Source organism: Phycisphaeraceae bacterium, assembly GCA_040222855.1.
Taxonomy (GTDB): domain Bacteria; phylum Planctomycetota; class Phycisphaerae; order Phycisphaerales; family Phycisphaeraceae; genus Mucisphaera.
Genome location: JAVKCD010000018.1, coordinates 314,933 through 339,972, shown reverse-complemented (window position 1 = coordinate 339,972; position 25,040 = coordinate 314,933). Strand labels below are relative to the sequence as shown.

Below are 25,040 nucleotides of genomic sequence, written 5' to 3'. Positions count from 1 at the left end.
CCTGCTCACCAGCAGGAGGCGACATGGAAACCGATCGAGCAAGGCAGCTCGCCATCCAACTCATGGCCGAAAACGGCCTGAATCACTGGGATTTCGCCTTCAACCGCAGACACCGAGTCCTTGGACTCTGCTGCTTCACCGACCAACGCATCGAGCTCTCGCGACCCTACGTCGAACGACACGACGAACCCGAAATCCGCGAAACCCTCCTCCACGAAATCGCCCACGCCCTCGCCGGACCCAAAGCAGGCCACGGCATCGCCTGGCGCGCCCAGTGTCTCCGCCTCGGCATCCCCCCACGAGTCCGAGGCGAAGCAGACATGCCCTCAGGACGCTGGCAGGCTCGCTGCCCCGGATGTGCCGAACAACACGCCCGCTACCGAAAACCCATGCGCGGCCGCTCCTACTACTGCCGACGCTGCGGACCCGATCACGGAACCCTCCGCTTCCGCGATACCCAGAAACTCACCACAGCCCTGCAATAGCCTCCCGCCTCCCCCGTTGTCCTCCCTGAATCGGGTCGCACGGTGCGACCAATACACGGGCGTGGTGCCCAAGACTCTCAAGCACCGTTTAGGAGCATGAATCATGAAACACGCATCCCTGCTGTCCTGCGCGCTCACCGGCCTCGTCCTCCTCGTTGGCGGAATCCCTGCCAACGCCCAGGAACGACCCGAAACCCCCGAACGCCCCGAAATCCAGCCGACCCCCGAACAGTTGGCCGAACGCTGCGTCACCAGAATCCAAAACCTCACCGAACGCACCATCGATCACAACGCCGAAACCGCCAAAAAGGCCATCGTGCTCATCAACCGCTTGCAGGAACAGGGCAACGACCGGGCCGCCGCCGCCATCGCCAAACGCTCCGCCCAGCAGGTCATCCGAAACACCAACGTGGGCAAGAACCTCATCCGTCGCACAGCAGCCCATTGCCTCCGCCTCCTCGATGGCCACCCCCTAAGCGACACCGTCAAAACCGCCGCTAAACGTGGGTCCGACGCCATCGACGCCTCTGCCAAACGCGCTCTTGGGGCCATCCGTGACGCCGTCGGCGAACAGCCCCCCTCAGAATCCTGAGTCCCTATCGCCCACACACTCAACCCTGGCGGGGCCATGACGAGCGGGTCATGACCTCGCCTTCTTTTTGCACCCAACCAGCAGATCGCCCCTTGCTCAGCAGCCACGGTGAGGTACGATATATAAAGAATCACAGGTCTTTTTCTGCCCCCGCCCACTCGGGCACGCTTCTGAAAGGACCCGACATGTCCATCGCCGATCGTGTTAAATCACTCGTCTTCAAGAAGGTCGCCTGCTACGAATGCGGACAACGCGACTTCTCACGCAACATGCACCGCATCCGCATGAACTTCCACGGCACCCTCATTCATCACGAAATCTGCGACGAGTGCTATCAAAAAGCCAAAGCAGCCGCCGATCACAAAAAACATCACCACGCTCACTGACACAAAAAAGCACACGCGGCGCTCGCCCGTTGCCGGGGGCACCGCGTGTGTGGTGGGGGGGCTAAATAAAGCTGGAAGCCTGAGCTCCCTCAAGCTTGATCTCAGGCCTGAGGGACGACTCCGCCTGCCGCCTGCGCGGCCTGCTGGGCACGAGCTACCTGCTGCTGAGCGTTCTGCACGATGATCTGATGGCCGAAGATCTGTGTCGCGACCTCCATCATCACCGGGTAATCAGCAAACGCCGCCTGGTACTTGTCAGCCGCCTCGCCCGAGGTCTGACCCTGGGACTCCGACTGGAACTTCTGCTGAACAAGGTTGAGGGCTTCTTGGAGCTGCATGACGAATCTCCCAGGGGGGTGCGGGGGGGTGCGGGGGCTAGGGCTAAAGTTTGGCCAAGCAGTATAGCCAATCCCAGCCCGCGCGCCCAACCCGCCAAACCTCGAAAACCGACCCCCCTCAGCACTATCCCTTACACCCCGTTAGCATGGCCGCCCATGGAAATCCTCCGCGGACTCATCGGGCTCGCAGCCCTCGTGTTGCTGGCATGGCTCCTCTCCTCCCACAAGTCCAAACTCCCTTGGCGCGTCATCCTCTGGGGCCTCATCCTCCAGATCCTCCTGGGCTGGGCAGTCCTCGGCAGCAACATGGGCCAATCCGTCTTCCGCGCCGCTTCAGCCTTCTTCGTCGAACTCGTCGCCAAAGCCAAAGAACCCGCGATCCTCCTCTTCGGCTCCGGATTCGCCAATCAGGAAGGCCCCTTCGGACCCGGCATTGCATTCGCCGCCAGCGGCCTCGTCGTCGTCATCTTCTTCTCAGCCCTCATGTCCGTGCTCTACCACCTTGGCGTCCTCCAGGTCGTCATCTGGGCCCTTGCAAGACTCCTCTCTCGTCTCCTGGGCGTCTCCGGTGCCGAGTCCATGGCCATCGCCGCCAACGTCTTCGTCGGACAGACCGAAGCACCCCTCGTCATTAAGCCCTACCTCGAACGACTCACGCGCTCCGAACTCTTCGCCGTCATGACAGGCGGGTTCGCCACCATCGCAGGCTCTGTCATGGCCATCTACATCTCCATGCTCGGAGCGGAACTCGGACCCCACCTTCTCGCAGCTTCCGTCATGTCCGCACCCGCCGCCTTCGTCTTCGCCAAAGTCATGATGCCCGAGATCGAAGAACCAAAAACCGGCGCGCACATGCCCCTCGAACTCAACCGCCCCTGCTCCAACCTCGTCGATGCCGCAGCGACCGGGGCCACCGACGGACTCCGTCTCTGGCTCAACATCATCGCCATGATCCTCGCCTTTGTCGCCCTCGTGAACGTCGTCAACTGGCCACTGAGCACCATCCCCGTCGGCGACGGCGAATACCTCTCCCTCTCCATGCTCTTCGGCTGGGTCTTCGCACCTCTCGCATGGATCATCGGCATCAGCTCATGGGCCGACTGCCAACTCGTCGGCTCGCTCATCGGCACCAAGGTCGCCGTCAACGAGTTCGTCGCCTACCTCGACCTCCAGGCACTCATGGCCAAAGACGCATTTCAGGAAGAACGCTCCGCCATGATGACCGCCTACATCCTCTGCGGGTTCGCCAACTTCGGCTCCATCGGCATCCAGATCGGCGGGATCAGCGCCCTCGCACCCTCACTAAGGCCCCTCCTCGCCGAGATCGCCCTCAAAGCCATGACCGCAGGACTCCTCGCATCCCTCGCCACCGCCACCGTCGCCGGGATGTTCTCCGCCTACTAAAACACAACAGTCCAGCCATATCGCCGGGTGGCACATCGCACGCCAAAGGCCTGCTGTGTGTAATTCGCTACCGACGCCGACCAAGCCCCACCAGCCCCAACCCCACCAACACGACCCCAGCCGGTTCCGGCACCAGGGCGGGGGCAGACGCATCAAAACCAAAGTTCGCCGCCAGACCCGACAGGTCAATCAGGTCCACGACGCCATCAGCGTTGTTGTCCCCCTGACCATAAGTCCCCGCACCCCCAAAGTTCGACGCCAGGATCGACAGGTCCACCAGGTCCACCCGACGATCCAGATTCGCGTCCCCCGCCGCCGTCCCAAAAAGACTCTCACGCCACAACGCGAAGTCCTCCCCATCCACCACCGAATCCTCCGTCAAGTCAAACCCCGGAACCGTCGTCCCAAAACGCTCAATCAACAACTCCACATCACCCAGATCCAGCACCCCCGAACCATCAAAATCTCCAAGCTCACCAGCAATCGTCGCCACCACATCAATCGTCAACTGATGCTGTGTCTCTCCCGCAATGTCCTCATCAGACAGATTCAAAGTAAACGACGCCGCCCGCTGACCCGATGTGCCGCTCTCCACAAACCAGCTCACCGACCCCGCCTCACTGTCCCCAGCCGCCAGCCCTGAAAACGTAGAGAGATTCAGCATCAACACGCTGTTCCCACTAGGCGTAATCGAATCCAGGTCCAACGCCGACGTGAACCCCGCCGTACCCTCAAGATTAAACACACTCAATGGCACCTCCACCATCGACGACCCCGCCACCGCAACCCCCAGATCAACCGTCAATCCCGTCACCTCCGTAAACTCATCAAACGACGGCCGCGCCGCATCCACGACCGTCAGCGACTCCACCGCAACCAGATCATCATCCGGCGTGTTCTGACTCAGCGACGTCAACAGACCACCCACACCAACAACCCCCGCCACCGAGGTGTCCGCTGTCATCGCATGGGTCGTCGCACCAGCCAACGCCAAGACACTCCCCGACACCTCGCTCACACTCGTGTTTAACAGAGCCACCTCGTAGTCCAGCTCATCGGCCCCGATCGCCGCCACCACCGGTGCCGTGTTCATCACATCAACATCCACATCCACCACACCGCCTACCACCGCCCGCACAGAACTTAACGTCACCTCAAATCCCGCTCGCGCTGGCAGCTGATAGTCCGCCACCACAGGCAGGTGATCCGACACCTGAGTGAGCAGCGTCAGGATCGCTGGCGACGCCCCCGTCCCCGTCGTGATCGACTGATTCAACGTATGTGTGCCATTGTTCCCAAACGCATGGTATGAGCCAGGGATATACGCCAGCCCCTCATCATCCATCAACTCCCCCGTCACCAACTGAAAATCAAACCGGTCGTCCATCCCACCACCAACCAACCCTCCAGGCGGGCTCGTTGAAGGTGCCTGCGTGTGCACATCCCTGAAGTTGTTGTTGTTGCTCCACGCCCCGCGACGATCAACCGGATCAAACGCCTGACCCGGCCCGTCATGCAGCAGATACGCCGCATACCCCGGCTCAAACGCCGAGTACAGATTGAAATCACCGCTGTAGATGATCGACGCACCCTCACCCAACGCATCCGCCGTCGCCAGCACCTGATTCGTCTCCTCCAGCCGCCGCGCCTCATTCGACGACCCGGTGCTCGCCTTGTAGTGATTCGAGTAAACGTAAAAATCCGCCTCTACCCCGTAGCCCACCGGCCGCAACTGATAACGCATGAACTGACGAGCCGGACCACTAAAACTCGTCGTCCCCAGAATGTCCTCGTCCACCAACGACACCGTCGTCGTGTTGTAAATCAGTCCCGGCCGACCCGCACCCGTGCTCCCAGCATTCAGCGAACTCCGCGCATAAGTCCCCGCTCCGTACACTCCATTCAGTAGATTCACGATCGCCTGCGTCGTCGACGCCATCGTCGATTGCTCCTGCAGCGACAGCACATCGATCGGCTTCGCAAAACCGTTGCGAACCTCATCCCCAATCGCCTCCAGCACGTCCTCCAGATTCGTCCGCGGTCCCCCTGCCGTGTTGTACGACACCACCCGCAACTGCGCCTCCGCAGCGCCAGCAGCAAACAAACCAACCACAAGAGCAGACGCCACCAAAGCGCGAGTCGAAACAGACATAAAGTCTCCCTGAAGCTAAACAGACCGGCGGGAATACCAAACAACAAGCATGCCACACGCACCAGCCAAAGCCAAAAAAAGGCCCCGCAGGATTCATCCCACGGGGCCCGAAAAATCAGTCAATCAACCGCTCACGCCGAACGCCGCGTCAGCAACGCAGCGCCCAGACCCAGCAACGCCAGACCTGTCGGCTCCGGCAACGGCGTACCATCAAAACCAAAGTTCGTCGCCAGCAGCGACAGGTCGATCAGGTCAACAAAGCCATCAGCGTTGAAGTCGCCGTCGCCATAACCGCCCGGCCCGTCAAAGTTCGTCGCCAGCAACGACAGGTCAATCAGGTCCACCTCAAAGTCAAGGTTCGCATCACCCAGCGCCGAGCCAAACAGAACCTCAACCCACTCAGCCAGGTCACCCGAGTCAACACCGTTGAGACCATCAAGATCGAACTGGCCATCGACAGACCCACCCAGGATCGCCGCCACCAGCAGGTCCACGTCCGCAATCGTCAAATCACCCGAACCGTCAAAGTCGCCGAGAAGACCAGGAAGACCGCCAATATGGAAAAAGCCCATATAACTTCCCTGATTGAAGATCTGGAAGTTACCAGCGTCCGTGGCCACTAGGGTTGTCTGTCCAGTGGTCATGTCTAATGCCCACCAGTCGCCATCGAACGAGCCGCCATTGGTGAAATCATCACGATCGAAGAAGTAAACGATGTCATTAACAAAGTCGTAAACCGGATAACGACCGTCCGTGATAACGCCATCGTCGTCACCAGGCTGTGCACCGTCGATCTGCTCAATACCCCAGGCACCGAAAAGAATCTCGCCACCAAGGTCATAGTTGAGAACCTCTCGCGTAATCACCGAAGGCTCTTCCTGCGGGCTGTTAAAGAAGCCAGACTCCGAGATCAGCAGGTCACCCGTCAATGGGTTCACCATGATCCGATCTGCATTCCCGTCATTCGAAAGCGGATCAATCGTTGGGTCCTCATCGAGAATAAAAGAATCCGAACCTGTGGTGAACGGGCGATATGAGTTCGTGCCCAGATCAAAGAACCGCACCTGGTCACCATCGCCATCATCCTCAACGATCCAGATACCCTTCACGCCGCTGATTGGGTCGTTGTAAGCAAACATCGTCGTGGGTTCGCTGCTGCCAGTACCGTCGCCCTGCACGCGACCAACAATCGAAGAACTCCACACCTCAGTGGTGCCCTCCTCGTAGCCGCCCTCAAACTCGGTTACATCCACCCCGTTAATGTTGATCGTGTTGGTCGTAGCCGTAACCTGCTGAGAAGGATCGTTCGAGGTCGCCACACGGCTAAGCACACGAATCTCATGATCGCCCTCAAAGTTGTTCCCGTCATCACCCAGACCACCAACCAGTGTCGGCGAGTCGTTGTCCAGCATGACCAGCGTATTCTCATCAATGAATGCAATCGACGAGTTGAAGATCGCTGGCGTAAACGCACGCGACGTGGCCACCTCACCAATCTTCTGAATACCCGAAGACGCCAGCGTCGGGTTCGCCAACACGGGGTTCGGCCCCGAACCGAAGATCGGGTCACCAAAGAAGCCGTCCGTCTGCGTGTAGTAGGTCACATACTGACCGCCCTGATTGGCCGCCCAGTCGTTGTAAAAGTCAGCGAAGTTGATCCGGTACAGATCCGAATCACCCTCTGTGTCATTCTGATTGTTCGCGAACCCTGTCGAGGGGACCACATTACCCGAGGTGCCCGAATCAAAAGCCAGTACATACACATCACCTGTCGTCGGGTTCACCGTGAGATTAGAAAAGTCCTCATAGTTGGATGTATCTGTCTCGAACGGCAGTGCAACCGTAAAGATTGGTGTGCTCAGGTCCATCGTCGAATAGAACGTCACGGCATCACGGGTCGCTGTTGCGTTTCCAATGTCGCCCACAGCGATGAACCCACCCTGAGGCCCGGAGATCGTGCCGGCTTGCGCAGCACCAGTCAGCAGGGCGGTTACGAGGGCAGTCTGCAGCATACGTGCGGTGGTCATCTGTCTTCTCTCCTGAGATTGAAAGTCGAACATTCTCGTTAGGTCAACCGGTCTACAACCCGACTGATTCACTTGATCACATAACCGTTCGCGATTACGGGGCTGCGACGGTCTCGGGTCTGACCCCGCTGAACAATCACCGCTCCCGAAGGCAGGAAGTGATCGACAGTCGTCGCCTTCTCCATGGTCAGCAACTCCGCGTGACCATCGAAAAAGACCGAGTTCAACTGGCCGTTATGGCGAAACGCATAACGACGACTCAACTCGGTCGGCTCATTCTGCTGGAAGTTCTCGTACTTGTACGGCGAACCCCCGGGATCTCCGAAAGCAGGGCCACCGACCATGAAGTTCCCACCCTGAAGCTGCCGTGTGATGCCGTTGAAGGTCATCTCGCCCGAGCTGTTGAGAAACCTTGCACCATCCAGTGCATAGACCTTCTCGCTGTTCGGGCCTACAAAATCAAGCTTGCTCGAATAGTTGGGGATACCGCTCTGGCCACCCGCACCAGCCGCGTAGGAAGCAGCTAGTGCAACCGGAGACCCTGTCTGACTCAGCTTTACAACATTCCCACTGGTGTTCTCGCCCCAGGCATGAAAGCCCAGCGGGGAGGAATAACTCGAGACCAGCGTAGCCGTCGCCTCAATATCCAGATCACCCGCAGCAAAGTCGCCAGTGTAGTTCTCCTGGTTACTCGGGCAACGGAAATCGTTGTTGAAGATGTCCTCCACCCGTCGCGAGCGATCCGTCGACAGCCCCAGCGATGACCCCATCGTGGGTGAGACCCAGTCCATATTCTGAGTTGGCTCGGTCGAACTCTCCCGATAAGCCGTAAAACCGTTGTCGTTCATCCTCTGGCCACTGGTGTTCGGCCCCGCCAGCCAGCCACTGTTATCCACCGTGTAAATAAACATCGCCTGCCCCGCCGATCTCAGATTCCCCAGACATATCGCCGAACGGGCCGTCCCCCGCGCCGCCCCCAACGCGGGCAACAGAATCCCGATCAACAACGCAATGATCGAAATCACCACCAGCAACTCAATCAACGTAAAACCACGAACACCAACCAGAGAACAACAGCGAACGCGTGTCAGGCGGGAGGTGGGGCTGTCCAATTCATGTCTCCGTGCAGCTAGGGGAATACCGTCCAGGAAATCATAGCCCGGGTTCTACCCCTGCCATTCGGCGAACTGAGTGCCAGAGACGACATCGTCCTGGGGATCAGCCGCGTTGGCTCCCGGTCCGACCGGGAAAGAGGGGCGAGCCCGTCAAGGCTCACCACTCAGTATAGCAAGTTTTATGAAGAGATCGCCATTGTCTCTTCATTCTCACGCGATCAGGCCGAACGACGCGTCAGCGCGAAGGCACCCAGAGCCAGCAGAGCCGCCGAAGCCGGCTCGGGCACGAAGTCATGTGTGCCAGGGGTCGTCAGCGACAGGATCAACGCCGTCTCCACCTGATCATCAAAACCGGGGTCCTCAAGGCCGTTCACGCCCGAGTGGAACCATTCGCTGATGTCAAAAACGCCACCATTGCCGGTGATCGCCGTCGGCAGGCGGTAGGCATAACCATCCAGGTACTCCCACGCCGTGCCCGTGCCGTCCGTGTCGATCTCGCCGTGGATATCGACAATAACGCCGTCGAGGTTCAGGATGTAGCGGTCATCGCCGTTGCTGAAAAACGCTGGTGTGTAAAGATCGGCGGCGAAGCCGTAAACCGCCTCGAACACCGTCTGGCCGCCGTTGGCCGACGACTGGATCACATACGACTGGCCCGCAGCAATCTCAACGCCGGTCAGATCAACGTCGATGTCCAGGTCCGTGCTGGCGTTCGACTGCAGGATGATGCCGCCCGAAGCGAACGTCACCGAGCTGCTGCCCGTGTTGGTGATCTCAACAAACTTCGGGTTGCCACCCGAAAGCGTCGCATCAATCACTTCCGAGATGATCAGGTCCGCCGAAGCAGCACCGGTCATCGCCAACGAGGCCGCAGCAAAAGTCATCGCAAATCGCATCTTCTCAATCCTCCAAGATAGAACTCTCAACCAAAAACCTGGCTACACCGCGTGCGGTCAGGCGCTCTCCCACAAGAGCGGTGGGCGGGCTTGAGCATCTCTCGAACCCGCACAAGCGTCATACAATACCCGCATCCATGAACTCAATCCACCCTCATCCCGTTCATTTACGGTTAGGAAACCATGAGCCGTAACCGTCCACGGAATCACCGGGTCTCCCGCCTCAACGTTTCACCGAGTCCCGCGTAAACTATATAGGTACCTGACCTCCGCCGACGATGGCGGCCACGACGGCGATCAAGACGCCATATGGGTGGTCAACATGAGTAAAAATAAACACTTAACGATCACGGGGCTCCTGCTGATCACCGCCCTGATCGCCGCCCCCGCCATCGCAGAGCCCGCCCGATTCCGCGTCGCCACCTTCAACACCTCCCTGAGCCGCGCCCCCGAAGGAAAACTCGTCGAGGATCTCGCCACCGGCCGCGACCCTGCGGCCCGGCGCACGGCGGAAATCCTCCAACGCATCCGGCCCGACATCGTGCTGCTGCAGGAAGTCGATCACGACCCTGCTGGCGAAGCGGTCCAACTTCTCCAAGACCAATACCTCGGCGTTTCCCAGAACGGTCGGCTGCCCATCGATTACCCCTACGTCTACCTCCCCGCGGTGAACACCGGCGAGCTGGCCGACATCGACCTTGATGGTGATGGGGCGATCACGCTGCCCCGAGACGCGTGGGGGTTCGGGATGTTCCCGGGTCATTTCGGGTTCGTGGTGCTGTCGCGGTATCCGTTGGATGTTGTGCGCATGCGCACTTTTCAGAGATTTTTGTGGGCGGACATGCCTGGGGGTTTGCGGCCTGACGACCCGGACACGGCGGAAGCGGGGGATTATTATTCCGATAACGTATGGTCCAAGCTGCGTTTATCGTCTAAGAATCACGTTGATCTGCCGGTGATGATCGATGGGCGGACGATTCACCTGCTGCTGAGTCATCCGACGCCGCCTGTGTTTGACGGGCCGGAGGACCGGAACGGGCGGCGGAATCACGACGAGATCAGGCTTTGGAAGGATTATCTAACTGGAGGTGAGGCAGCGAGTTACATCGTTGACGATCGGGGTGGCGTGGGCGGGCTTGCTCGCGGGAGCCATTTCGTGCTGCTAGGGGATATGAACGCCGATCCGTTTGATGGGGATTCGACGGATCAAGCTGTTGCGCAAATCCTTAATCATCAGAGAGTTAGAGCAGAGCCTGTTCCTGCCAGTCGTGGGGCGGTGGTGGATGCGGAGCGTGAGGGCGGGGCGAATCTGACCCATGAGGGCCCGGCGGCGCAGGACACCGCGGACTTCGGCGGTCCCGGTAACTTGCGTGTTGACTATGTGTTACCGTCGAAGACGATGCGGGTCTTGAGGTCGGGGGTGTTCTGGCCGCCTGCGGGTCACCCGCTTGAAGGGCTTGTCGAGACTTCCGACCATCGGCTGGTGTGGATGGACCTCGAGGTCCATGGGTACTGATTTCGGGTTGGAATCGGTCGGTTTTGGGTCATGAAACGACACGAAAGAGGTCTTTTGCAGCGCACAAGGTGGTGTTAAACGCTGTTAAACGTAGGTCGAATGTGCGCACGGGGCTTCGCCAAGGCTATGCAGGGTGCGGCGGTTTTGAGGGAAGGGTTTGGGTGAGGGTGGCGGCACAGGGTATTCGCCTTCGGCGAACTACCCTGTGGCATCCGGGTTTGCCGGAGCGGGGTGGTTCAGGTGGTGGCGGGTTTGGGGAGGGTTGGGGTGGGGCTTGGTGTCGGATGGGTTTTGGGATTCGGGTTGGTGTGGGGGTGGATTTGAGGTTTGGGGGTGTCGGGTCGGAGGAGGTGGTCGAGGGAGAGGGTGCCGCCGCCCAGGGCGGTGAAGGTGAGCATCATCCAGAACATCGACTGGGTTAAGGTCAACTCGAAGAGTGGGTTGTTGGTTAGCAGGCCGAAGGCGGCGACGGCGAACTGGATCGTCAGTAGGGCAGCGACGGGTCTGGTGAAGAGCCCGAGAGCCAGCAGAAACCCGCCTAGAAGCTCCATCCACCCGACCCCAAACGCAAACAAACCTGGCAGAGGGAACCCGAGCTGATCGACCGCGGCGTAGACCCACGGTGACCCCCAGGGCGTCTGGACCTTGTCCCACCCCGGACCGAGCGCCAGTCTCAATCCTGCATAGAGTCGAACGGCGGTGAGGGCGAGGTCGGCGAAGGGGTCGTTGAGGTTGATGCCGGAGGTCATGGTTTGTCGGGTTGCGGTCCAGTTCATGGCGGTCACTCCGAGGGGATCACGGAGGGGAGTCGGGGGCGGGGAGGGGATGTTGCGCGGGGTCTTCGGGATTGATTCGCGGATGTTCTGCTGGGGCGATACAACATCACGGTGGGTGCCGTCTGGAGGTTGCACCTCATGGCTCATACTCAAGGAGACACTTCGATGATGAGGATCAAGCCCCGGGCTTCGCGGATCGTTACTTCGGCGATCACTGCCTCGCTGCTGGTGCAATCGCTGGGTTGCTCTCTGTTTGTTTCTGATATGCAGATGATTGAGATCACGGCGTCTGATCCGCGGGCTGAGATTGTGGTGGACAATCGTGTTGTGGGAACCGGTACGGCGGCGGTTGAGTTAAGTAAGCGATCATCGCATGTGGTCATGGCCAAGCTTGGTGATCGAGTGGGCACTGCTCAGGTTCGTCAGACGATTTCGACGACGGGTATTCTGGACCTTGTGGGTGGTTTCATCATTCTGGTGCCGTTCCTCGGGGTGCTGGGTGGCGGTTTCAACAAGCTTGATCCGGAGTCGGTGGTGGTTCCGTTGCCTCAGTCTGTACGGTGAGAGAGACGAACTGATATTTCTGAGTAACCGCCCGGTGAGCGCCGGGCGGTTTTTCTTTTGTTTTGTTGGGAAAACTCTTGACCTTGATCTCTGAGTCGGTATCTTCCTTCGTTCGCACTTAGCGAAAGGCGTATGCGTGACCCTGAAGATGACTGGACAACTCGAATACCTCGGAGCGCTGGCGGGCGTGCGGGGCGTGGTCTGGTCGGAGGGCTGCGTCGCCGGCTGAGCAGGGTCCTCCTGTTTGGCGACTGCCATCGTTCCATGTTGATGGGGAGGGCGTGGCGTCCATCGTGGCGCGGTCGTTCGGCGTGTTGCCTGGTGGCGACGCGTCGTGGTGTTGGTCGGTAGGCCCCGTGATGAAAGGGGGGCATGGCTATGGAAACGGAACTGATCCAAGAGAATGAGTTGTTGACGATCGCCAGGGCGTTGGCTCCGGAGGACGTTGCGGTGCATCAGTACGTCACGGTGAGCCGGGTGACTGAGTATCTGACGCCTGACGACTGGATCGAGGTTGAGCGGGGATTCGATCGCGAATCCCTGGTGCATCGGGTGACCACGATCGCGCAGAACTCGGGTTATCCGTATCGGGTCAGCCGGGTGGCGCTGCCTTATGTGCTGGTGCGTGACCCGGTCGGCAAGGCGCACGTGCTGGACCTGCGTCGGGTGCAGCTGGCGCTGCTGCCCGAGTTCTTCGGTAAGGCGGCGTATATGGCGCTTGGGAATCCAAGGTGATGTGATGACGTGCCCCCGGGCCTGCTGGTCCGGGGGTATTTGAGTTGCCCGCGGTCTTGCGTCCGCGGCTCGCGTCGCGCTTGGGTTGTGTGCTGGCCCTGCTTCGCCAAGGCTATGCAGGGTGCGGTGGTTTCGAGGGATGGGTTTGGGAGAGGGTGGCGGCACAGGGTATTCGCCTTCGGCGAACTACCCTGTGGCACCCGGCTGCGCCGGAGGAAGGGCCCGAGTCGGTCAAGGGGTGGCGGGTTTGCGGGCGTGGAGGGCTTGCTGGCTGGACTTGGGGTTGTAGATGGTGGATTCGAGGAGGTCGAAGCCGGCGTCGCGGGTCATCTGTTCGAGTTGGGGGACGGAGAAGTAGACCAGGGGCGGGGCCTTGCCGATCCACTGCATGAGGGGGATGATCAGGGCGCGGAGGGGAAGGGAGAAGTCGGCGAGGCAGGGGGCTTCGAGGATGAGCTGTCCGTTGGGTTTGAGGAGGTGGTGGAAGCGGCGGAGGGTGGCGGCGGGGTCGTCGACGAGGTGGAGGAGGGAGAAGCAGGTCACGGCGTCAAAGGTGCCGGCGAGGTGGTCGAACTGGGGGTCGTCGATGCTGGCGCGGGAGAAGCGGGCGTTGTTGATGCGTTGCTGGGCTGCGCGTTGTTGAGCGAGTTGGATGAGGGTCTGGGCGATGTCGACGCCGTGGATGTGGGCGACGTGGGGGGCGAGGTCGAGGGTGATGTGTGCGGAGGCGCAGCCGGCGTCGAGGACGTTGGCGTGGGGGCCGAGCCACTGGGCGCAGCGCTGGATGCGTGCGGCGTAGTTGGGGCCTTTTTTGACGGAGGCGTCGTACTTGTGGGCGATGCGGTTGAAGAAGGGGGAGGGTGACGTCATGTTATCTTTAAATAATTAGTTGGCGGATCAAGATCATTCAGGAATTGCTGATCTTTACTGAAAAGATACTTAGAAAACTCCTCCAATGTATCAAAAGAAAGTATGCGTGTTTGCTGGGATAGAGAAGATCGAAATATATCTCGATGCTTTTTTCTAATAGCTTTGATAGGATCTACACTAATTAAATACCGCAGCGAGGGTTTTTTAATATCTTGGCGGTTGACACGCCTTGAACGTGTGCGAAATAGCTCTGTAGCTAACGCATCTGCTTCTGGGAGAGAATAGCCTATGATAATTATAGAAGCGGCATTATCTAGAGAAGATGCTGCATGCCCCCAAACGCTTTCCAGCTCATCACTCATCCATAGTTCTTTAGATAACACGGGCGGTACAATAAAGAAGTCGCGGTCAGAATTCATCCGAGTATACGGTTTTTGTGTTAATCGAATAGACTGGCCTTTTTGCTGCCAATTAACTGACCCATGCAACTTATAAAGTTTTACAAGACTTGAAAGGTTTCTAGTGCCTCTGCGTCTCCAATAATCCACATTCTCGTCTTCGTATGGCTGAAAACCATATGATTTTTGTGGATTCCATCTTTGACAATAGTTCGCTAAGCTAACGTCAGCTACGCAGTCGTAGTTGAAGCTGATAATGGAATCATCCGGATCTAAGCTTCTTGCTAAAGCGTTGTGATAAATACATGATTGATCAAAAACATTCCCCGAGTGTTCCCCAAAAAGTGATTCTTCTAGTACGCCAAGAAAGACTTGTCTAAATACATCATCAACGTATTTGTATTTACGACTTCTAGTTTCGGGAAGCGGCCCAGATCTCTTGCGTCGATCCCCGATCCAGATCTTTCGTCGCCCAAGAAAAGTCTTTGAGTACCAAAGGTGATTAAAAAATCCTTCCATACTTAGTTCCCAAGATGGCCCAAACTCTAGAAAGCAGTACTTCAATAGTCGACTAATGTAAATATGGTATTTTCTGTTTTTGATGCGCTGTATTTGAGTGAAGAAATCACTGTCAAGAGGGGGTAGCGGAAATGCGCCACCTTTAGCAAGCGATGATCCTCTGGTTGCTCCTGCACCCAGAACTATACATGTCCGGCCAAGGCCATGTGGTAGCGAGTTTTTCATTGCTCATTCCTAATGAGAAACGGGACCCCTCTCGGGGTCCCGCCTCGTGTGATTTTAGGTTGTCGTCCCGGAAGATGGAAGCATGTTTTAGTAATCCATATCCATATCGTCCATGCCGCCGCCGGCGTGGGCTTTCTTCTTTTCTTTGATTTCGGTGATGACGGCATCGGTGGTGAGGAGGAGGCCGGCGATGGAGGCGGCGTTTTGGAGGGCGACGCGTTCGACCTTGGCGGGGACGAGGACGCCGGCGGCGATGAGGTCGGTGTATTCGCCGGTGATGGCGTTGAAGCCGTCGTTCTTGCCCTTGGCGTCTTCGACGTTCTTGCAGACGACCGAGCCGTCGTAGCCGGCGTTCTGGGCGATCTGCTTGATGGGTGCGGCGACGGCGCGACGGATGATTTCGACGCCGACCTTTTCGTCGCCGACGAGACCTTCGATCTTGTCGAGGGCCTTGCGGGCACGGAGGATGGCGGATCCGCCGCCTGGGAGGACGCCTTCTTCGACGGCGGCTCGGCAGGCGTGGAGGGCGTCTTCGACGCGGGCCTTCTTCTCTTTCATCTCGGACTCGGTCGCGGCGCCGACGTTGACCTGGGCGACTCCGCCGGCGAGCTTGGCGAGGCGTTCCTGGAGTCTCTCGGCGTCGTAGTCGGAGGTGGTGTTCTCGATCTGGCGCTTGATGTTCTCGATGCGGCCCTTGATGTCGGAGCCTTTGCCGGCGCCTTCGATGATGGTGGTGTTGTCCTTATCGATGACGATCTTCTTGGCGCGGCCGAGGTCGGCGAGCTCGAGTTTTTCGAGTTCCATGCCGAGCTCTTCCATGACGGCCTTGCCGCCTGTGAGGACGGCGAGGTCTTCGAGCATGGCCTTGCGGCGGTCGCCAAAGCCTGGGGCCTTGACGGCGACGACCTTGAGGATGCCGCGGAGTTTGTTGACGACGAGGGTGGCGAGGGCTTCGCCGTCGATGTCTTCGGCGACGATGAGCAGGGCCTTGCCGGACTCGGCGACCTTGCCGAGGATGGGGACGAGGTCCTTGGCCGAGGAGATTTTCTTCTCGTGGATGAGGACGTAGGCGTCTTCGAGGCCGGCTTCCATGCGGGCCTGGTCGGTGACGAAGTGGGGGCTGAGGTAGCCCTTATCGAACTGCATGCCTTCGACGAGGTCGACGGTGGTTTCGAGTGAGGAGCCTTCTTCGACGGTGATCACGCCGTCCTTGCCGACCTTGTCCATGGCCTCGGCGATGATCTTGCCGATGTTGGCGTCCTGGTTGGCCGAGCAGGTGCCGACCTGAGCGATCTCCTCTGAGGAGGTGACCTTCTTGGAGGCCTTGGCGAGTTCGGCGACGATGGCGGCGACGGCCTTGTCGACGCCGCGCTTGATCTGGTTGGCGTTGGCGCCGGCGGTGATGTTCTTGAGTCCTTCGGTGAAGATGGACTCGGCGTAGACGGTGGCGGTGGTGGTTCCGTCGCCAGCGTCCTTGGAGGCCTTGGATGCGACTTCCTTGACCATCTGTGCCCCGATGTTTTCGATGGGGTCTTCGATGGTGATTTCCTTGGCGACGGTGACGCCGTCCTTGGTGACGGTGGGTGAGCCGAAGGATTTTTCGAGGATCACGACGCGGCCTGAGGGGCCGAGGGTGACTTTGACGGCGCGGGCGAGCTTGGCGACGCCGCGACGGATGGCCTCGCGGGCATCGTTATCGAACTTGATTGACTTGGCAGCCATGATGGTTGCTCCTTAAGGTTGGTTTCTGTTTTGTGCACCCCGGGCTTGCGCCACGGGGCTCGTATCACGAACGGGTCGTTAGTTTTGGGCTCACTCGACGATGGCAAGGACTTCGGACTCGTCCATGACGAGGTAGTCATCGCCGTCGATCTTGATTTCGGTTCCGCCCCATTTGGAGAGGAGGATGGTGTCGCCTTCTTTGACCTGGAAGGTGGAGCGGTCGCCGTTGTCGAGGACCTTGCCGGGGCCGACGCGGATGACTTTGGCCTGCTGGGGCTTTTCTTTGGCGGATTCGGGGAGGAAGATGCCGGAGGCGGTCTTCTCTTCGGCTTCGACGCGCTGGACGAGGATCTTGTCACCTAGGGGACGGACTTTCATGTGGACTCTCCGATTGAAAAAGGGTGCTTGTTGGGATTGAAAAAACGTTGGTTGAAGTCAGTTGTTGTTCTCGGTGGGCCAGTTGCCCTGGTAGCGGCGATCGACGAGTCGGCGGATGACGCCGAGGAGCGTTTCGATGCGGATGGGGAAGTTGACGACCGAGAAGGCGCCGAGCTGGAGGGCGGCGGCGACGTATCGTTGGAATGCGGGGCCATCGAGTCGCTGGTTGTTGACGACGACGATGGGTGGGGGTTCGGGCATGCGGTGGAGGACTTCCAGGAGCCAGAGCCCGCCTGATTCGGGAGAGGCTGCTCCGCCTGTGGGTCTTTTACCTGGTTCGCGGGGGGTGGCGAGGTCGATGAGGGCGGCGTGGAAGGGGTGCTGGTTGGCGAGGTCGAGGGCGTCGCGGCCGGAGTTGGCATGGAAGGGCGCGAAGCCCTGGGGTTCGAGGAGTTGGCCGAGGGGGGTGGCCCAGTCGGCGTCAACCCGTTGGGGATCTTCGGCGAGGAGGACGTTGAAGCGGCCGTGTTGTGGCTGGGGACCGAGCATGGGGGACTGGATGCAAGGGCGGTGCCAGTCGAGCGGCGGGGCGGTCGGATTGTAAGTGCTTATTTTTTATGAGTTTGAGTGATATCAAGGGTTGGTGTGGGGCACACTTAATAAGGATAGGTCTGCCGGGTGAGGTGGCGGGGGCAGGGCGGGGGTGTCGGAATGGCAGATCGGCGGGGGTGCGGGATGGAGGGTGGCGACGGGTGGTGGACCGGTTGACGGGGGCGGCGGGGCGGGGATGATCGGCTGGGGTCCGTCGAGAGGTAGGGATCGTTGCCCAAGCTGAGCGTGATCATTCCGGTGTTCAATGAGGAGGAGACGGTGCGCGAGTTGATCGCGCGCGTCTGGGCGGTTGAGTTGGGGGAGGTCGAGCGTGAAGTGATCGCGGTGGACGATGCCTCGGGGGATTTTTCGGTGCGCGTGCTCGATGATCTGGAGGCACGGGGTTGGTGTGTGGTGCATCGTCATCCGGTGAACCGAGGCAAGGGGGCGGCGATCCGGACGGGGTTGTCGCGGGTGACCGGCGACTTCGTGATCATTCAGGATGCGGACCTAGAGTACGACCCCAGCGAGTACGCGCGGTTGCTTGAGCCGATTCTCGAAGGTCGCGCGGACGTGGTGTACGGGTCTCGTTTTCTGGCCGGTGGTGGCGCGGGATTTTTTGGCTGGTGGCACGCGATGGGCAATCGGACGCTGACGTGGGCGTCGAATTGCTTGACTGGGCTTGGTCTGACGGACATGGAGACGTGCTACAAGCTGTTTCGCACGTCGGTGCTCAAGGCGATCGACATCGAGGAAGATCGGTTTGGTTTTGAGCCCGAGATCACGGCGAAGCTGGCGAAGCTGGGGGTGCGTGTGGTGGAAATCCCGGTGTCGTACGACGCGCGTTCGTACAGCGCTGGGAAGAAGATCGGGTGGTGGGATGGCGTGATCGCGCTGGTGTGCATCGTGCGCTACAGCCTTCGACGCGGTTGAGGCCGTTGCGCGGCGATGAATTTTTTTCGCGTGCGCAGTGCAATAACCCCTAGCGTTCGCGGCGCACTCTCTCTAGACTCATTCTTTAACGATCATTTTTTTTTGTGTCGATCGTTGATGATCATGTCGTTTTGAATCGATGACATCAGGAGTTGGGCATGAGCGCCTACACGACAGCGGACATCAGGAACCTTGTGTTGCTGGGGCAACAGGGCTCGGGCAAGACCACGCTTGCCGAGGCGATTCTCTTTTCTGCGGGTGCGATCGGTCGTGCCGGGACGGTTCAGGACGGCAATACGGCCAGTGATTTTACGGATGAAGAGAAGGCTCACGGGCATAGCTTGTTTGCGACGCTGGTGTCTGCGGATCATCACGGCGTGCACCTGAATCTGATCGATACGCCCGGTTCACCGGACTTCATGGGGCAAGCGATCAGTGCGTTTCCTGCCGCGGACACGGCAGCGCTGGTCGTTGATGCGGCCGAGGGTGTGGGGTCATTGTCCCGACGGCTGATGGCGATGGCGGAGGAGCGCAAGCTCTGCCGGATGATCATCGTCAACAAGATTGATGCCCCAGCAGCGAACCTACCGCAGCTGCTTGAGCAGCTTCGGGCGATGTTTGGCAAGCAGTGCCTGCCGGTGAACCTGCCATCTCAAAGCGGTAAGGCGGTCATCGACTGCTTCTTCAACACCGAGGGCGAGAGCGATTTTGGATCGGTGTCTGAGGCTCACACGGCGATCATCGATCAGGTGGTGGAGATCGACGAAGACCTGATGGCGATCTATCTCGAGCAGGGGCATGTGAAGCCCGAGCAGTTGCACGAGGCTTTCGAGGAAGCGCTCCGCGAAGGGCATCTGATCCCGGTCTGCTTTGTTGCGGCGCGTCCGCATGAGGATCACGAGAACCCGGTGGGCGTTAAGCAACTGGTCGAGGTCATCGAGAAACTGGCCCCGAGCCCTGCGGAGGGCAATCCCAGGCCGTTTATCCGGGGTGGCGACACCGAGCATGAGGTCCACGCTGACCCTGATCCATCCAAGCATGTGCTAGCGCACGTTTTTCAGGTGCGGATTGATTCTTTCGTCGGCAAGATCTGCATGTTCAGGGTCCATCAGGGAACCGTGACGTCGCGTAGCCAGTTGTTCATCGGCGACTCGAAGTCTGGTGAGAGTAAGAAGCCGTTTAAGGTCGCTCACCTGCTGAGGGTGCAGGGGAGCAAGCATGTCGAGATCGATGAGGCGATCCCCGGCGACCTGGTCGCTGTGGCGAAGGTCGAGGACATCCATTTCGATGCGGTGTTGCATGACTCGCGCGATGAGGATCGGATTCGCCTGCGCCCGCTGCGTTTCCCCGAGCCGCTGACCAGTCTGGCGGTGAGCCCGAAGAAGCGTGGTGACGAGCAGAAGATCGCTGACGCGTTGGTCAAGCTCCAGGAGGAGGACCCGACTTTTACGGTCACACGGGATGCCACCACGCACGAGACCGTGATCCACGGGCTGGGCGACCTGCAGTTGCGTGTGGTTCTTGAAGAGCTCAAGAACCGGTACCACGTTGAGGTGGACACGAAAGTCCCGCGGGTGGCGTATCGGGAGACCATCAGCACCAAGGCCGAGGGGCATCACCGGCACAAGAAGCAGACGGGCGGGGCCGGCCAGTTCGGCGAGGTGTATTTGCGCGTCGAACCGCTTGATCGCGGGGCGGGCTTTGAGTTCGTCAACGAGACGTTTGGCGGATCGATCCCCCATCAGTTCCTGCCCGCGATCGAGAAGGGCATCAGGCAGGCGCTCAGCGAGGGGGTTGTTGCCGGTTATCCGATGCAGGATATGAAGGTCAGTGTTTATGACGGCAAGCATCACGCCGTAGATTCAAAGGAAGTCGCGTTCATCACGGCGGGGAAACGAGCCTTTGCCGATGCGATCTCGAAAGCGGGTCCGGTTCTGCTCGAGCCCTTGGTGGAGATCGAGGTCACGGTGCCCGAGCAGTACATGGGTGATGTGACGAGTGATCTTTCGGGCAAGCGGGGGCGTGTTGCGGCGACCGATATGGCGGGTTCCGGGCTGATGCGCATCACAGCGACCGTCCCATTGGCCGAAGTCATCAGCTATCAGAGTGAACTGCGAAGCATGACCGGGGGCCAGGGCAGTTTCACGATGTCGATGAGTCACTACGACCCGATGCCTTCTCATGTGCAGGAGAAAGTGGTTGAGCAGAGCCGGGTTGAGCTGGTTGAAGCCAACTGATGCAGCTCATCGAGAGGACGATTGATCATTTTTTTTCATGCCGCGACACGGATTGCTCAAGCGTTTGTGTGATCGCGGCCGATGTTTGAAGCGTGTTCGCACCGCGTGGGTGTGAACGAAAGAACTGGCAACGGCATCGTCTTGAAGCCGCACGAAAGGAAATCAGCCATGGCGAAGAAAAAGGCAGCGAAAAAGAAGGCCAAGAAAAAGGTCACGAAAAAGAAGGTTACGAAGCGCGTCGTGAAGAAGGCCGCGAAGAAGCGGACCACCAAGAAGCGGGCAGCTAAGAAGAAGGTCGCCAAGAAGAAGACCGCGAAGAAGCGGACTGCTAAGAAGAAGGCCAAGAAGAAAGTCGCCCGTAAGAAAGTAGCCAAGAAGAAGACCGCGAAGAAGAAGGTAGCCAAGAAGAAGGCTAAGAAGAAGGTCGCTAAGAAGAAGGCCAAGAAGAAGGTCGCTAAGAAGCGGACCACCAAGAAGAAGGCTCGGCGTCGATCCGCGTCGGCTCCCGTCGCCCCGATCCTCTGATTACGCCCGAGAATCTGCCTGGTCACCCTCGTTCCGGCGAGGAGATAATGCACAGATAGACTCATCAGACGATGCCCGGCGGCCTTTCGAGGCCGCCTTTTTTTGCGCGCATTGTGGTGATGGGGAGGGCAGAAAACCCGCTTCAGGCTTGTTCAGCGAGGGTTTCGAGCACGGCGTCGGCGGCGAGATCGCGGAAGCGCTGGTCGCCGAAGGCGTTTTGGGTCTTGGCGTAGAGCGAGCGTTGTTGGGCAACGGCCTGGGGGTCTGATAGAAGCCGGTCCACGGCGTCGGCGACTGGCTCTGGTTTACCGAAGTGTGGGATGAACTCGGTGACGACCCGGCCCTCCCCGATCCACTCGGAGATCAGGTTGGGTAAGGCATAGGTTCTCGTGTTCATCATGGTCCGCCCGAGGATCAGCCAAGTCAGATAACGGACGTTGTAGAGCACGACCGTTGGCGTGTTGTGGCCGAGTGCTTCCAGCGTGGCGGTGCCGGAGACCACGAGGGCGGCGTCGGCCCAATCGAGCACTTCGGGGGTGGCATCCAGCAGGATCTCGGACTGGCCAGTGAGTTCTGCGGTCGCCGGGTGTTGGCGGATCTGCTCGGCACGCCGTTCGTCGCTGGCCGGGATCGCGACGATCAGGTCAGGATGACGCTCACGAAGCATCGAGGCGACGCGTGCCATGGTCGGCCAGTTGAAAATGACCTCTGAGGAGCGTGATCCGGGTAGCAGCGCGAGCCGCTTGCCCACGCGATCACTCAGAGCGGGCAGCGGGTTCGATTCGGGTTCTCGGTCTCTGAGGCGATCAAAGAGCGGGTGGCCGACATACGTCGCGGGCACGCCACGCGCCTGGAACCAGTCGGGCTCGAAGGGCAACAGGCAGAGCACTCGATCCGTCAGTCGTCGGAGTTTGCGGATCCGCCAGCGTCCCCAGGCCCAGAGTTGAGGCGCGACCAGATGGATAATCTTTGCCTCGGGTCGGATTTTTCGGGTTGCCTGGCAGACCGACCAGTTCGCTGCGGGCGAGTCGATCGGGATGACCGCATCGACATGATTGGCTTCGAGGAACGCCTTGATCCGCTGGAGCCGCCGGGAGTGATCGACCACTTTCCGAGCGGCATCGAGGAGCATCGCCGGGTCGTCGGTGGTCTGCTCGACGATCTCGGCACCGGCGGCGGCAAGTCGCGGGCCGCCATAGGCCAGGCAGCGAGCATCGGGATGCCGTTGGCGCAGGGCTTTGACGAGGCTCGCACCCAGAACGTCGCCGGAGGGCTCGAAGGCGGTCAGGAGGATGACAGGCGATCCAGGCATGCTGTTCCTGGTGGCCCGGCGTCGGGCAGGGAGGGAACTGAATGCCGGAGGTGGGACTCGAACCCACAAGGTGTTGCCACCGGCGGATTTTGAATCCGCTGCGTCTGCCAGTTCCGCCACTCCGGCTTGGGGGGGATTGTAACTGATCGCTCGTGCGACGGGCTGGGGCCGATGCCGTACCATGGCTTGTGACCATGGCTGATGGGCACTCACCAGATTCGAGTCTGCGAGCGTCGCCTTTGTGGCAGGTTCTGGACGTCACGCGCCAGCTGCTGCTGCCGATTGACCTCGATACCGTCCTGCGCAAGGTCGTGGACGTGGCTTGCGCGGTGCTCAGGGCAGACCGCGCGACGGTCTTCCTGTACGACGAATCGACCCGTGAGCTCTACGCCCGAGTCGCCACGGGAGCCGATGAGATCCGGTTCTCGGTTGAGCACGGCATCGCAGGGTTTTCGCTTCGGGAGCGGGAGATCGTGAATGTCCCGGACTGCTACAGCGACCCGCGCTTCAATCAGGACATCGATAAGGCGACCAACTACCGGACCCATACGCTGCTGACGGTCCCGCTGATCGGCGATGGCGATGTCCCAGTTGGCGTCCTCCAGGTGCTCAATAAAGCCGGCGGTCCCTTTGGGGCTCAGGATGAGGAGTTGGCTGGCGTGCTCTCGACGCAGTGCGCTGCGGCGGTCCAGCGGGCCATGCTGATCGAGGACCGGCTGGTTCGCCAGAAACTCGAGCGCGATCTCGACATCGCCAGCCTGATCCAGAAGGGGACGCTCCCGGAGGTCGTGCCGCAGCCCGAGGGGTATGAGTTGCTGGGCTGGAGTCAGCCCGCAGAGCAGACCGGTGGGGACGTCTACGATGTCGCTGAGCTGCCGCGCCAGCGGGTGGCTCTGCTGCTGGGCGACGCGACCGGTCACGGCATCGGGCCGGCGCTCAGCGTGACGCAGGTCCGGAGCATGCTCCGCCTCGCGCTTCGGCTTGAAGCGAACATGGACACACTGGTCCGGGAAATCAATGCTCAGGTGATGGAAGACCTGCCCGATGGCCGGTTTGTGACGGCGTTTTTTGCGGTCCTGGACCCGAGTCTTCACGAGGTCCGGTATCACGCACCGGGTCAGGCACCGATTCTCCACTACCACGCGGCTGACGGGAGCTTCACCCGGCACGATGCGACGACGTTCCCGCTGGGGATCCTCGAAGAGATCGAACTGGATGCGCGCTCGGCGATCGAGATGGCGCCGGGTGATGTTCTGGCGGTCATCAGCGATGGTGTCTTCGAGTTTCAGCACACCAACGGGCGTCAGTTCGGTACCGATCGCACCGAAGCGGCGATCAAACGCGGGGTCTCGACAGGCTGCCCGGGTATGCTCGCTGCGATCCGCGAGGATGTAGCAGCTTATGCCGAAGGGGCTCCGCAGAACGACGACATGACCGTGCTGCTGGTGAGGCGTCGGGCCGATGGCGAGGTGGCGTCGTGAACGGGGAAGGCGCTTACCTTTCCGCGGTGGTGCCGTTTGGTTACAGCGAGTTCACGGGCGAGGGTTTATTGCCGCTCTACCAGGAGATGGGGTGTCGATCGGTTCAGGTTCAGCGGCATCCAGAGGCCGATCCGCCCGCCTCCGAGTTGCGTAGCAAAACCGAGAACGCTGGCTTGCGTATCGATTCGCTGCACGGCCGCTTCGGGTCGCACCTCGATCCTTCCTCCCCTCACCGTGCCGTCCGCGATCTCACGCGCCAGGTCGCGATGGAGGACGCTGAGTACGTCGTGGCCCTTGGCGGAGCTTTTGTGGTTCTGCACCCCTCGGCTGGCGGGACCGTGACAGGCTCACTCGAGCGGCAGAAGCGGCTGATCGACTTTCTGGGTGATCTCGAGGACTCCGCCCGTGATCTTGGCGTGCGTTTTCTGCTTGAGAATCTCCCGCCGAGTTATCCCTTAGGCGGGCACGCCGGTGACCTGCTTGATGTGCTGCAAGAGGTTCAGAGCGAGTGGTTCGGGCTCATCCTCGACACCGGACACGCCAACATGGCGGATGATCCCGGTCAGCAGATCACCCTGATGATGTCCGGCGGGATCTCTGCCATGCACGTTCACGACAACCGGGGCTCTCTCGACAACCACCAGTGGCCGGGAGAAGGCTCTCTTGATTGGTCCAAGATCGCTGCGCACACCCCCGACCTGCCAGAAATCCCGCTGGCCGTCGAGGTTTTCCCTTCGGAGTCAGAGTTGGCCAAGCGAGTTCAGACAGGCGGTGGCGCTGGCGTGCGAAAATTGCTGGGTCTTTCGGGATCATCTGTTGGCTAGGCCAGAGGCTTGATATGATGTAAGCCCGTTTGGCTAGCG

Annotated in this window: 24 protein-coding genes and 1 tRNA gene; 12 read left to right on the top strand and 13 right to left on the bottom strand. The window is 59.9% G+C overall.

Annotated elements, in window-relative coordinates; genetic code table 11:
- The first annotated feature begins 23 nt into the window (after positions 1 to 23).
- The 3 genes from RIG82_05085 (at position 24) to RIG82_05075 (ending at position 1,463) form a co-directional block, all read left to right on the top strand.
- Positions 24 to 485, top strand: a complete 462-nt coding sequence (locus tag RIG82_05085) for a SprT-like domain-containing protein (protein ID MEQ9460305.1) — start codon at positions 24 to 26, stop codon at positions 483 to 485.
- A 103-nt stretch (positions 486 to 588) separates the two neighbouring features.
- Positions 589 to 1,077, top strand: coding sequence for a hypothetical protein (locus tag RIG82_05080; protein ID MEQ9460304.1), 489 nt, complete (start codon positions 589 to 591; stop codon positions 1,075 to 1,077).
- Between the two features lie 185 nt (positions 1,078 to 1,262).
- Positions 1,263 to 1,463, top strand: a complete 201-nt coding sequence (locus RIG82_05075) for a hypothetical protein (GenBank protein ID MEQ9460303.1) — start codon at positions 1,263 to 1,265, stop codon at positions 1,461 to 1,463.
- 101 nt (positions 1,464 to 1,564) lie between these two features.
- Here the strand turns inward: RIG82_05075 and RIG82_05070 are convergent, their stop codons facing one another.
- Entirely contained in the window at positions 1,565 to 1,801 is a 237-nt protein-coding gene (locus RIG82_05070; protein ID MEQ9460302.1) for a hypothetical protein, read from the bottom strand.
- 156 nt (positions 1,802 to 1,957) lie between these two features.
- Here RIG82_05070 and RIG82_05065 point away from each other — a divergent pair, with 156 nt between their 5' ends.
- Positions 1,958 to 3,205: a nucleoside transporter C-terminal domain-containing protein gene (locus RIG82_05065; protein ID MEQ9460301.1), complete on the top strand. Its 1,248-nt coding sequence runs from the start codon at positions 1,958 to 1,960 to the stop codon at positions 3,203 to 3,205.
- Positions 3,206 to 3,272: 67 nt separating this feature from the next.
- On the opposite strand, the gene RIG82_05060 is transcribed toward RIG82_05065, so the two are convergent.
- From RIG82_05060 to RIG82_05045, 4 genes are all read right to left on the bottom strand, one after another.
- Complete coding sequence (locus tag RIG82_05060) at positions 3,273 to 5,357, bottom strand: hypothetical protein (GenBank protein ID MEQ9460300.1); 2,085 nt, start codon at positions 5,355 to 5,357, stop codon at positions 3,273 to 3,275.
- A 131-nt stretch (positions 5,358 to 5,488) separates the two neighbouring features.
- Positions 5,489 to 7,384, bottom strand: a complete 1,896-nt coding sequence (locus RIG82_05055; GenBank protein ID MEQ9460299.1) for a hypothetical protein — start codon at positions 7,382 to 7,384, stop codon at positions 5,489 to 5,491.
- Positions 7,385 to 7,452: 68 nt separating this feature from the next.
- Positions 7,453 to 8,496: a prepilin-type N-terminal cleavage/methylation domain-containing protein gene (locus RIG82_05050; GenBank protein ID MEQ9460298.1), complete on the bottom strand. Its 1,044-nt coding sequence runs from the start codon at positions 8,494 to 8,496 to the stop codon at positions 7,453 to 7,455.
- 221 nt (positions 8,497 to 8,717) lie between these two features.
- On the bottom strand, positions 8,718 to 9,395 hold the full coding sequence (locus RIG82_05045; protein ID MEQ9460297.1) for a lamin tail domain-containing protein: 678 nt from the start codon (positions 9,393 to 9,395) through the stop codon (positions 8,718 to 8,720).
- 322 nt (positions 9,396 to 9,717) lie between these two features.
- Here RIG82_05045 and RIG82_05040 point away from each other — a divergent pair, with 322 nt between their 5' ends.
- Positions 9,718 to 10,911 carry an endonuclease/exonuclease/phosphatase family protein gene (locus tag RIG82_05040; protein ID MEQ9460296.1) on the top strand — a complete coding sequence of 398 codons (1,194 nt, stop codon included), beginning with the start codon at positions 9,718 to 9,720 and terminating at the stop codon, positions 10,909 to 10,911.
- A 236-nt stretch (positions 10,912 to 11,147) separates the two neighbouring features.
- On the opposite strand, the gene RIG82_05035 is transcribed toward RIG82_05040, so the two are convergent.
- Positions 11,148 to 11,687: a DoxX family protein gene (locus RIG82_05035; protein ID MEQ9460295.1), complete on the bottom strand. Its 540-nt coding sequence runs from the start codon at positions 11,685 to 11,687 to the stop codon at positions 11,148 to 11,150.
- Between the two features lie 165 nt (positions 11,688 to 11,852).
- Here RIG82_05035 and RIG82_05030 point away from each other — a divergent pair, with 165 nt between their 5' ends.
- Positions 11,853 to 12,251: a hypothetical protein gene (locus tag RIG82_05030; GenBank protein ID MEQ9460294.1), complete on the top strand. Its 399-nt coding sequence runs from the start codon at positions 11,853 to 11,855 to the stop codon at positions 12,249 to 12,251.
- 372 nt (positions 12,252 to 12,623) lie between these two features.
- The gene (locus RIG82_05025) at positions 12,624 to 12,986 is read left to right on the top strand and encodes a hypothetical protein (GenBank protein ID MEQ9460293.1); all 363 of its coding nucleotides are present in this window, start codon (positions 12,624 to 12,626) and stop codon (positions 12,984 to 12,986) included.
- Between the two features lie 231 nt (positions 12,987 to 13,217).
- Here RIG82_05025 and RIG82_05020 read toward each other — a convergent pair whose 3' ends face one another.
- From RIG82_05020 to RIG82_05000, 5 genes are all read right to left on the bottom strand, one after another.
- On the bottom strand, positions 13,218 to 13,856 hold the full coding sequence (locus RIG82_05020) for a class I SAM-dependent methyltransferase (protein MEQ9460292.1): 639 nt from the start codon (positions 13,854 to 13,856) through the stop codon (positions 13,218 to 13,220).
- Positions 13,853 to 14,998, bottom strand: coding sequence for an SIR2 family protein (locus RIG82_05015; GenBank protein ID MEQ9460291.1), 1,146 nt, complete (start codon positions 14,996 to 14,998; stop codon positions 13,853 to 13,855). The genes RIG82_05020 and RIG82_05015 overlap by 4 nt, the downstream gene beginning before the upstream one ends.
- 87 nt (positions 14,999 to 15,085) lie before the next feature.
- Complete coding sequence (groL, locus tag RIG82_05010; protein ID MEQ9460290.1) at positions 15,086 to 16,720, bottom strand: chaperonin GroEL; 1,635 nt, start codon at positions 16,718 to 16,720, stop codon at positions 15,086 to 15,088.
- A gap of 90 nt (positions 16,721 to 16,810) precedes the next feature.
- Positions 16,811 to 17,098, bottom strand: a complete 288-nt coding sequence (gene groES, locus RIG82_05005) for a co-chaperone GroES (protein ID MEQ9460289.1) — start codon at positions 17,096 to 17,098, stop codon at positions 16,811 to 16,813.
- Positions 17,099 to 17,155: 57 nt separating this feature from the next.
- Positions 17,156 to 17,647 (bottom strand): hypothetical protein, encoded by a 492-nt coding sequence (locus RIG82_05000; protein ID MEQ9460288.1) that lies wholly within the window; start codon positions 17,645 to 17,647, stop codon positions 17,156 to 17,158.
- Positions 17,648 to 17,920: 273 nt separating this feature from the next.
- Between RIG82_05000 and RIG82_04995 the strand changes: the two genes are divergently transcribed.
- The 3 genes from RIG82_04995 to RIG82_04985 all read left to right on the top strand — a co-directional run bounded on the left by RIG82_04995 (position 17,921) and on the right by RIG82_04985 (position 21,384).
- A complete protein-coding gene (locus RIG82_04995; protein MEQ9460287.1) occupies positions 17,921 to 18,622 on the top strand; it encodes a glycosyltransferase family 2 protein in 702 nt (233 codons plus the stop codon).
- 158 nt (positions 18,623 to 18,780) lie between these two features.
- Entirely contained in the window at positions 18,781 to 20,859 is a 2,079-nt protein-coding gene (gene fusA / locus RIG82_04990; GenBank protein ID MEQ9460286.1) for an elongation factor G, read from the top strand.
- A 168-nt stretch (positions 20,860 to 21,027) separates the two neighbouring features.
- Positions 21,028 to 21,384, top strand: a complete 357-nt coding sequence (locus RIG82_04985) for a hypothetical protein (protein MEQ9460285.1) — start codon at positions 21,028 to 21,030, stop codon at positions 21,382 to 21,384.
- A 142-nt stretch (positions 21,385 to 21,526) separates the two neighbouring features.
- Here RIG82_04985 and lpxB read toward each other — a convergent pair whose 3' ends face one another.
- Both lpxB and RIG82_04975 read right to left on the bottom strand, forming a co-directional pair.
- Entirely contained in the window at positions 21,527 to 22,696 is a 1,170-nt protein-coding gene (lpxB, locus tag RIG82_04980; GenBank protein MEQ9460284.1) for a lipid-A-disaccharide synthase, read from the bottom strand.
- Positions 22,697 to 22,738: 42 nt separating this feature from the next.
- Positions 22,739 to 22,822, bottom strand: a tRNA-Leu gene (locus RIG82_04975).
- A gap of 68 nt (positions 22,823 to 22,890) precedes the next feature.
- Between RIG82_04975 and RIG82_04970 the strand changes: the two genes are divergently transcribed.
- Positions 22,891 to 24,177, top strand: coding sequence for a SpoIIE family protein phosphatase (locus RIG82_04970; protein ID MEQ9460283.1), 1,287 nt, complete (start codon positions 22,891 to 22,893; stop codon positions 24,175 to 24,177).
- Positions 24,174 to 25,001 carry a sugar phosphate isomerase/epimerase family protein gene (locus tag RIG82_04965; GenBank protein ID MEQ9460282.1) on the top strand — a complete coding sequence of 276 codons (828 nt, stop codon included), beginning with the start codon at positions 24,174 to 24,176 and terminating at the stop codon, positions 24,999 to 25,001. The genes RIG82_04970 and RIG82_04965 overlap by 4 nt, the downstream gene beginning before the upstream one ends.
- Positions 25,002 to 25,040: the final 39 nt, after the last annotated feature.